The organism is Sphingomonas sp. (genome assembly GCF_040398505.1).
GTDB lineage: Bacteria > Pseudomonadota > Alphaproteobacteria > Sphingomonadales > Sphingomonadaceae > Sphingomonas.
In genome coordinates this window covers 1-8464 of record NZ_JBBATX010000103.1, presented here as the reverse complement: position 1 = coordinate 8464, position 8464 = coordinate 1, and the positions used below count along the sequence as shown (strand labels likewise).

Below are 8464 nucleotides of genomic sequence, written 5' to 3'. Positions count from 1 at the left end.
GTATTACTTCTATAAGGCACGTAGCGTCAATTGCTGGCCTTGGTGCGTTGCGCCTCGGCATCGCGCCACGCCTGATAGCGTTCGATCGCGACCGAACGCCGAAGTAGCTTCGCATCGGGGTCGATCACCACATGCGCGCCCTTTGCCACCCGAAGGCTGCCGATCCCGCCGGTCATCGGCACGCGCATGACTCGGCCACCACTTTGCACGTCGATCGGCATCGGAAAGGGCCGCCCGCCCGGCGCGTCCCAGCGGAGCGACAGGCCGCGTGCCGTGCGCGTCTCGATGAGCTCGGGCAATCGCGCTTGCCGCAGATACACGTCGAAGAACCAGCCATAATCCTTCCCCGTCACGCGCCGGACGATCCGCTCATACTCGTCGGTCGAGGTGTAGCGTGGCGTGAAATTACCGGGACGCGGATCGATCCGCCCGTACACCGCCAGCCGCGTCACGCTCCGAAAGGCGCGGTCGCCGATCAGACCGCGCAAGGCATGGAGCATCCACGATCCCTTGTAATAAATGTCCTGACCCGGCCCGCCTTTGGCCAACTCGTAGACATCCTCCTCGGTGCGGACCGTGCCCGAAATGACCGGCCGCAGATTGGCGATGTTCTTGCGCTGATCGGCGAGCATCGTGGCGTAGCGGGCATTGCCCTCGCGCCAACGACCGTAGAGCGGCTGCATGTAGCTGGCATAGCCTTCGTGCAGCCAGTAATCGTCCCAATTTGCCACCGTCATCTGATTGCCGAAATATTCGTGGGCGAATTCGTGGTGGAACAGCCAGTCGAACCCCTCGGGCGCCTTGGCATAGCCGTTGCCATAGGCGTTGATCGTTTGATGCTCCATGCCCTTGTGCGGCGTTTCGACCACGCCGAGCTTTTCATCGCCGAACGGGTAGGGGCCGATCTCGCTTTCGAAAAAATCGAGCGTTGGCGCGAATTCGGCGAACAGGCCGCGCGCCTTCTCCTCCTCGCCGGGCAGATACCAATAGAAAAGCGGGATCGTGTTGCCATAGCGGCTCTTGTAGCTGCCCGAAATCTGCTCGTACGGCCCGACCGTCAGCGCAATGCCATAGGTGTTGGGTTGCTTCACACGCCAGTTCCAGGTCGTGCGACCGTCCGGCAGCGGATCGACGCCCAGCAATGTGCCGTTGGAGGGTGCCTTCAAGCCCTTCGGCACGGTGATGTGCAGCGTGACCACCCCGGGCTCGCCGGTCGGGAAATCGAGGCACGGCCAGAACAGGTCGCAGCCCGAACCCTCCGCCGTCGTTGCGAACCAGGGTTCGCCGGTTGGGGTCTTGGCCCAGACCATGCCGTCGTCCCACGGCGCCTTGACCGCGACGTGCGGTTGACCGCCATAGCTGATGCGCGCCGTCACCTTGCCGCCGGTGGGAACGGGGCGGGGCAGGGCAATGGAAAGCTTGCCTTCGGAGTTGCCCCACGCGGCTGTTGCCAGCGCTTCGCCGTCGATCGCAATGGCATCGACGGGCAGATTGCGGTCGAGATCGATGACCAGCCGCTCGAGTGGTGCGTTGGCGGTGAAGGAGAGGGTTGCAACGCCGCGCAGCGTTTGCGTGTCGGGCAGCACCTCGAACGCAAGATCGGCCGCATCGAATCGCAATTTGGCTTGATCGGGGTCGATCGGGCCGCCCGATTTCTGCGTTTGTGCGGTGATCGGCGGCTCGCCCTTGTTGGGCAAGCTCGCGCCGGTCAGCGCCAGGCAAACAAGCGCGAAGGCGATCCGGTGCAGCGTCATGCGACGTCGAGATCCACCGAGAAATCGCGGATCGTCAGGCGCGATCGCGGTCGCCCGTCTTGCACGATCGTGATGACGTGTGGGAAGCGGACCCCGTTGGAGGAGACCGAACCGACAAAGCTGAACTGTTGCCGGACGGAGCGCCCTTCGCGGTCAGGGGTTTCGATGCGATAGTCGGCCGCAGCGATTCGACCATCGCGCGCAAGCGTCAGCGCGATCGGCGGATACTCCTCGCGCGCCGCGTTGAGCCGCGTGCCGCTCGCCGCGCTGACAAAGGCGGGGGCCAGCAGCAGATAGGCATAGGCCCCCAATTGCTGCCGCTCGAACCGTGCTTGCTCGTGCCCCAGCGCGGTCTGCGCGCCCTCGTGCACCAGGAAAGCACTGTCGCGCTCGACCATGATCGTGCGAATCGTGCTGCGTCCCTCACTCTCGAGCCAGGTGTCGGATCGCCCCCGCGCGAACGGCTCGATGCGCGTCTCCACGTTGAGATCGACTGGAACCTTGCCCAGCATCATCCGCATGGTACCCCGCCACGCAAGCGCTCGCACGCGCCGCAAGACTGCCGCACCACCCGCCGCCGCCATCGCGCGCGCCACTGGATCGGCACGCGACCGCGCCACCGTCGGCGGTGCCGCGCACGCAATCATTGCACCCAAAACCGTTCGGCGATTGATGGAATGGCAATCCGCCCCATATAAGACATCATAGGCGCGTGGTTGGCGCCGCCCCGGAGTATGCATGACCCAAGTTTCTTCCACCCCGTCTTACCCTGTTCTGCCGCTGCGCGACATCGTCGTCTTCCCGGCGATGATCGTGCCGCTGTTCGTCGGTCGCGACAAGTCGGTCGCTGCTTTGGAAGCCGCAATGGCCGCGGACAAGGAGATTTTCCTCGTGGCCCAGCTCGATCCAGCCGAGGACGATCCCGACCGCGATGATCTGTATGAGGTCGGGGTCACCGCCGTCGTCCTGCAATTGCTGAAGCTGCCCGACGGGACGGTCCGCGTCTTGGTCGAGGGCAAGCGTCGCGCTGCGCTCACCGCGCTGGTTGCCGTCGATGGCTATCTCTCGGCTGAGGTCGCGATACTTGAGGGTGAGGCCGGGGCCGAGGAGCTAAAAGCCGCCAGCACCGAGATGTCGGCGCTGATGCGCTCGGTGATCGACCAGTTCGAAAATTACGCAAAGCTCAACCGCAAGCTGCCGTCGGAGACGGCGGTGCAGCTCGCTGAAATCGAGGACCCCTCGAAACTTGCCGATGCGGTCGCCGCCAATATCCAGGTTAAGGTGAGCGACAAGCAAGCGCTGCTGATCGAGCGCGATCCGGCCAAGCGGCTGGAGATGGTGTTCGCCTTCATGGAGGGCGAGCTCGGCGTGTTGCAGGTCGAAAAGAAGATCAAATCGCGGGTCAAGCGCCAGATGGAGAAGACCCAGCGCGAATATTACCTCAACGAGCAGTTGAAGGCGATCCAGCGCGAGCTCGGCAATGAGGGCGATGAAGGCGAAGGCGACGAGATTGCCGAGCTGACGCAGAAGATCGCGACGCTCAAGCTGTCGAAGGAGGCGCGGACCAAGGCGACCGCCGAGCTCAAGAAGCTCAAGACGATGGCGCCGATGAGCGCCGAGGCGACCGTCGTGCGCAATTATCTCGACGTGTTGCTCGGCCTCCCCTGGGGCAAGAAGTCCAAGGTTCGCAAGGACATTTCGGCGGCGCAAGCGGTGCTCGACGAGGACCATTATGCGCTCGAAAAGGTCAAGGACCGGATCATCGAATATCTTGCGGTGCAGGCGCGCACCAACAAGCTGAAGGGGCCGATCCTGTGCCTCGTCGGCCCGCCGGGTGTCGGTAAGACCAGCCTCGGCAAATCGATCGCCAAGGCAACGGGCCGCGAGTTCATCCGCCAGTCGCTGGGCGGCGTGCGCGACGAAGCCGAGATTCGTGGGCATCGCCGTACCTATATCGGCTCGCTGCCGGGCAAGATCGTGACCAACCTCAAGAAGGCAGGGACCAGCAACCCGCTGTTCCTGCTCGACGAGATCGACAAGCTTGGTCAGGATTTCCGCGGTGATCCGGCGTCGGCATTGCTCGAAGTTCTCGATCCGGAGCAGAATGCCAAGTTTCAGGACCATTATCTCGAGATCGACGTCGATCTTTCGGACATCATGTTCGTCACGACGGCGAACACGCTGAACCTGCCGCAGGCACTCCTCGACCGGATGGAGATCATCCGGCTCGAAGGCTATACCGAGGAGGAGAAGGTTCAGATTGCCGAGCGGCATTTGATCGCCAAGCAAATCGAGGCGCACGGTCTGAAGGACGGTGAGTTCACGCTCACGACCGAGGGGCTGCGCGCGCTGATCCAATATTATACGCGCGAAGCAGGGGTGCGCACGCTTGAGCGCGAGATTGCGCGGCTGGCGCGCAAGGCACTGCGCCAGATTCTTGAGGGCAAGACCAAGAGCGTTACCGTCACGCCCGACAATCTGTCCGACTATGCCGGCGTGAAGAAGTACCGCCATGGCCTGGGCGAGGAAGAGAATCAGATCGGTGCCGTCACTGGTCTCGCCTGGACCGAAGTTGGTGGTGAATTGCTGACGATCGAAAGCGTGACCGTGCCCGGGCGCGGCCAGGCCAAGATCACCGGCAAGCTCGGCGATGTCATGAAGGAATCGATCGAGACGGCGTTCAGCTTCATCAAGGCGCGCTCGCCCTCCTACGGCATCAAGCCGAGCATTTTCGCGCGCAAGGACATCCACATCCATCTGCCCGAGGGCGCGGTGCCCAAGGACGGACCGTCGGCCGGCATCGGCATCGTCACCGCGATCGTCTCGACGCTGACCGGGGTTCCAGTGCGGCGCGACGTCGCGATGACGGGCGAAGTGACGCTGCGCGGTCGCGTGCTGCCGATCGGCGGGTTGAAGGAAAAGCTGCTCGCCGCCTTGCGCGGTGGCATTACCACGGTGCTGATCCCGCAGGAGAATGAGAAGGATCTGGCCGAGATTCCGGCCAACATCCTTGATGGCCTGACCATCATCCCGGTTGCGCATGTCGATGAAGTATTGCGACTCGCACTAACCGGGCCGCTCGAACCGATCGATTGGACCGAAGCGGATGATCTCGCCGCGCAGCCCCCGGCGGGCGTCCCGGCGATCGGCGGGGAACTGCATCATTGATGCATTCGCCTCGTAAAAATACCGTATTTGCGCCGGTGCTGACGCTTTTGCTTTGACAGCCCCGGCGCGACCCGCCTTACTGCACCACCGGCTTTGCGCCGGGAGTTATTCGTACATTTGTAACGGGGGGTTAGTGGCCATGAACAAACAAGAGTTGATTGCGACTGTTGCGGACACGTCGGGTCTGACCAAGGGCGACGCGAGCAAGGCAGTTGAAGCGGTGTTCGACGCGGTATCGGCCGCGCTGAAAAAAGGTGACGAAGTTCGCTTGGTTGGTTTCGGAACCTTCTCGGTCAGCAAGCGCAAGGCCTCGACGGGGCGCAATCCGCGGACCGGTGAGCCAATGACGATCAAGGCGTCCTCGCAGCCTAAGTTCAAGGCTGGCAAGGGATTGAAGGATTCGGTGAACTGATCGCAAGGATCTGACCCGTTCGGCGGGGATGTCCTCAATGCTGCAACGGGTGCGGCGTTCGACTCCCCGCCGTGGTTCCTGGTCCCGATCGATTTCGCGACCACAACGTGGGTATCGGCACATGCAGGTGGCGCACCCGTCCGTGTTTGCCGGTCAATTCCACCGAAAAACCCACACGATGCCATCCGGCCCGCTGGAACGCGCGAAGCGACGCCCGGTGGTTCCACCAAATGAACGCGATTGCCCGCGTGAAATGCGTAGACAGCATCGCCGGTGTCGCGTTGGAAATGAGGATTGAGGCATAGCCGCGGCCTTGCGCCGCTTTATCGGTAACGATGTTGAGGAGCGCGACCTCATCGGCGCGAAGCGGCCAAATCGTGATATTCTCATAGCGCGCGAGATCAACGAAATGTGCCACGCAGAGCGGTATGCCGTCGTGCGCCAGCATATATCCCTCCGCGCCCAGCCGATCATAGCCGAGCGCTTTGCGGAATTGCAGGTCGTTCGTCGCGGCAATGTGCAGCAACCCGGCGTCGTCGAGCCGCGCGAAATCCACGCCGTCGGGAAGCGGCAGCACAGCATCCGGGCAGGTCGATTCATAAATCCAGTTGAACCGGTAGTCCTGCACCACGTGGCGAGCGAGCCGCTTGGCGAGCTGGGTTATCGACGAACTCATCGCGCGCGGGACCACTGGCGCTCGTAGCGCAGCGTCGCGGCTGCCTGTTCGATGACGCGTCCGATCGTGCGTACCGGATTGGCGGGCAAGCGCGACGCCTTCGGTTGCGACGGTGCTGCAATTGCCGGATCAAGATCGGTGAAGCCGATGCTCCGCACATCCGGATTGCGCGCGATTTCCCGGCACATCGCCGTAAAGCGCGCCATCACCGCGCGATTTGGTCGACGGCGATCACGCGACAGCATCTCGAAACTGTGGCTGACGATGACGAACGCGGTTTGGCGCTGCTGTGCTGCGTGGCGCAACGCATCGGTCATCTCCCACCGCGACAGCGCGCAGACTTGCGCGGGTCGAATCTGGCCGGACGACGCGAAGATTCCGGAAACCGGCACCTCTATGACACCGTGCCGCCGGATCGGTGTGTGATCGTCTGCGGTAAGCCCGATCCTGCATGGCGCGCCGAGATACGCTGCGTTGAAACTGCTGTCCCACGCAATCCCCAGGTCGGCCAGCGCGGCCAGCGTCCTGTCGTCGGCACCATAATTGCCGGCACGAAACGCGATCGGGCGCGGCACCCCGGCTTGCTCGAGCAGCGTGCGCGCGAGCCTGAGCAGGGTGGTTTGATCGGCAAGATCGAAGTCGCCGATACTCCGGCCGCGCCGATCGCCCACCGGCGCGCTTTTCGCCCATGCCAGCCACTCGGTATGCACATGGAGCTGCACCTCATGGTGCCGTTCCAAAATGGGGCCGACAATGTCAGCGATAAGCGCCGCGCCATGGGCCAGCGCCGGCATCGGATCGACGAAGAACACGCCTTTCAGGCCATGTGCTTCCAGTTGATCCATTTGCCAACCGATTCCGACCGTCCCACCAGGCACGACACCAAGGACTGAATTTTCGAAATTCTCGCGCGCCGACATCCCCCGCTGATGGAGGCCTGCGGAGAGTTCGGTGTCGATCGTGATGAGAACGTCAGTCATGGGCGTTACAGCGTGGCATCAGGTCTTTGCCTATCGCACGCGCGCGTTAAGATCGGGGTAATGGACAGTCCGCGTTTGACGTGCCCGCTTTGCGCACTAACCATGGCGGCATGGACATTTTCGCACCTTCCCGTCGCGCGGCCCTTGCGGGACTTGCCGCCAGTGCCGCACTTGCTGCCGCACCTCAGCGTAGTTTAGCGGCCGTACCGACTGCCGCCGCGCTGCTCGATCGCCTCGCCTGGCAATTGCTCGATCTCCAACCGACCGAGGCCACCCGGCTCGGCGTCGATACCGGTGGCCATGCCGCGTTGCGCAGTCGCCTTGATGATCGCTCGCCAGCGGGCGTCGAGAAGAGCCGCGCATTCCTGTCGCAGGCGCTGGCGGCGCTGGGGCGGGTATCGCGCGCCGGGCTCGATCCTGCGACGCTGACCAGCCTCGCAGTTGCCGAAAGCGCGTTTCGCACCGCGCTTGACGGCATGACGCTGCCCTATGGGGTCGCGACGATCGGCAATTGGCGCAACACGCCCTACACCGTGATCCAGAATGTGGGGGCGTGGCTCGACGTGCCGCAATTGCTCGATGGCGATCAGCCGGTGCGCGATGCGGCCGATTGCGCGGCCTATCTCGCGCGGCTGTCCGCGACGGCGGCGCAACTCGACGGCGAGACGCTGCGCGGGCGGATCGCGCGGGGAAACGGCCTCGTTCCGCCCGCCTTCCTGCTCGACAAGACGATCGTTGGTGTCACGCGCACCGTACGCGAAGCGGCGACCACCGATGGGCCGCTGATCGGTCCGCTGGCGCGCAAATCGGGCAAGATTCCGGGGCCGTGGGTCGATCGCGCGGTCAAGATCGTGCAGGAATTGGTCGTGCCCGCGCTGGAGCGTCAGCTCGCGGAACTTCGGGCGCAACGCGCGCTGGCGACCGACGCGGCGGGGCTCGGCGCGCGGCCGCATGGCGACGAATGGTATGCGTGGGGGTTGCGGGCAAGCACGACCACGCGGCGGACCCCGGCCGAGATCCACGCGCTGGGCGTCGCGCAACTGATCGACCTGCACGCGCGCATGGATGTCATTCTCACGGGCTTCGGGCTGACCCAGGGCACGATCGCCGAGCGCGCGACGGCGTTGCAGCGGCGACCCGAAATGGTCTTTCCCAATGACGATGCCGGACGGCGGCAGATCGTCGCGTATATGCAAGGCAAGATCGATGCGATTCGCCCGCGACTTGCCGATGCATTTCGCCGCACCACGCCCGGCATTCTCGAAATCCGTCGTATGCCGCTGGCGCAGGAGCCGGGGGCGCCGGCCGCTTATGGTGGCCCGGGCTCGCTCGACGGATCGATTCCGGGGCGGATCTGGGTCAACCTGGGCGATCCTTCGATTCACAACAAGGTGACGATCCCCGATCTGGTGTTCCATGAGGGGATCCCCGGCCATGTCTGGCAAGGCGAATATGCGCAGAAATTGCCGCTGCT

Annotated in this window: 7 protein-coding genes; 3 read left to right on the top strand and 4 right to left on the bottom strand. The window is 63.8% G+C overall.

Annotated elements, in window-relative coordinates:
• Positions 1–26 precede the first annotated feature (26 nt).
• A complete protein-coding gene (locus tag ABWP09_RS11840) occupies positions 27–1754 on the bottom strand; it encodes a M1 family metallopeptidase (protein ID WP_353205336.1) in 1728 nt (575 codons plus the stop codon).
• Positions 1751–2275: a hypothetical protein gene (locus ABWP09_RS11835; protein WP_353205335.1), complete on the bottom strand. Its 525-nt coding sequence runs from the start codon at positions 2273–2275 to the stop codon at positions 1751–1753. Before ABWP09_RS11835 ends, ABWP09_RS11840 begins: the two co-directional genes overlap by 4 nt.
• Positions 2276–2492: 217 nt before the next feature.
• On the opposite strand from ABWP09_RS11835, the gene lon reads away from it, so the two are divergent.
• Together lon and ABWP09_RS11825 are read left to right on the top strand one after the other, a co-directional pair.
• The gene (lon, locus tag ABWP09_RS11830) at positions 2493–4922 is read left to right on the top strand and encodes an endopeptidase La (RefSeq protein WP_353205334.1); all 2430 of its coding nucleotides are present in this window, start codon (positions 2493–2495) and stop codon (positions 4920–4922) included.
• Between the two features lie 139 nt (positions 4923–5061).
• Positions 5062–5334 (top strand): HU family DNA-binding protein, encoded by a 273-nt coding sequence (locus ABWP09_RS11825; RefSeq protein WP_010186832.1) that lies wholly within the window; start codon positions 5062–5064, stop codon positions 5332–5334.
• 34 nt (positions 5335–5368) lie between these two features.
• Here ABWP09_RS11825 and ABWP09_RS11820 read toward each other — a convergent pair whose 3' ends face one another.
• Positions 5369–6025, bottom strand: coding sequence for a GNAT family N-acetyltransferase (locus tag ABWP09_RS11820; RefSeq protein ID WP_353205333.1), 657 nt, complete (start codon positions 6023–6025; stop codon positions 5369–5371).
• Entirely contained in the window at positions 6007–6990 is a 984-nt protein-coding gene (locus ABWP09_RS11815; protein WP_353205332.1) for a polysaccharide deacetylase family protein, read from the bottom strand. Before ABWP09_RS11815 ends, ABWP09_RS11820 begins: the two co-directional genes overlap by 19 nt.
• A gap of 110 nt (positions 6991–7100) precedes the next feature.
• Here ABWP09_RS11815 and ABWP09_RS11810 point away from each other — a divergent pair.
• The coding region (locus tag ABWP09_RS11810; RefSeq protein WP_353205331.1) for a DUF885 domain-containing protein at positions 7101–8464 on the top strand (1364 nt) is incomplete at its 3' end.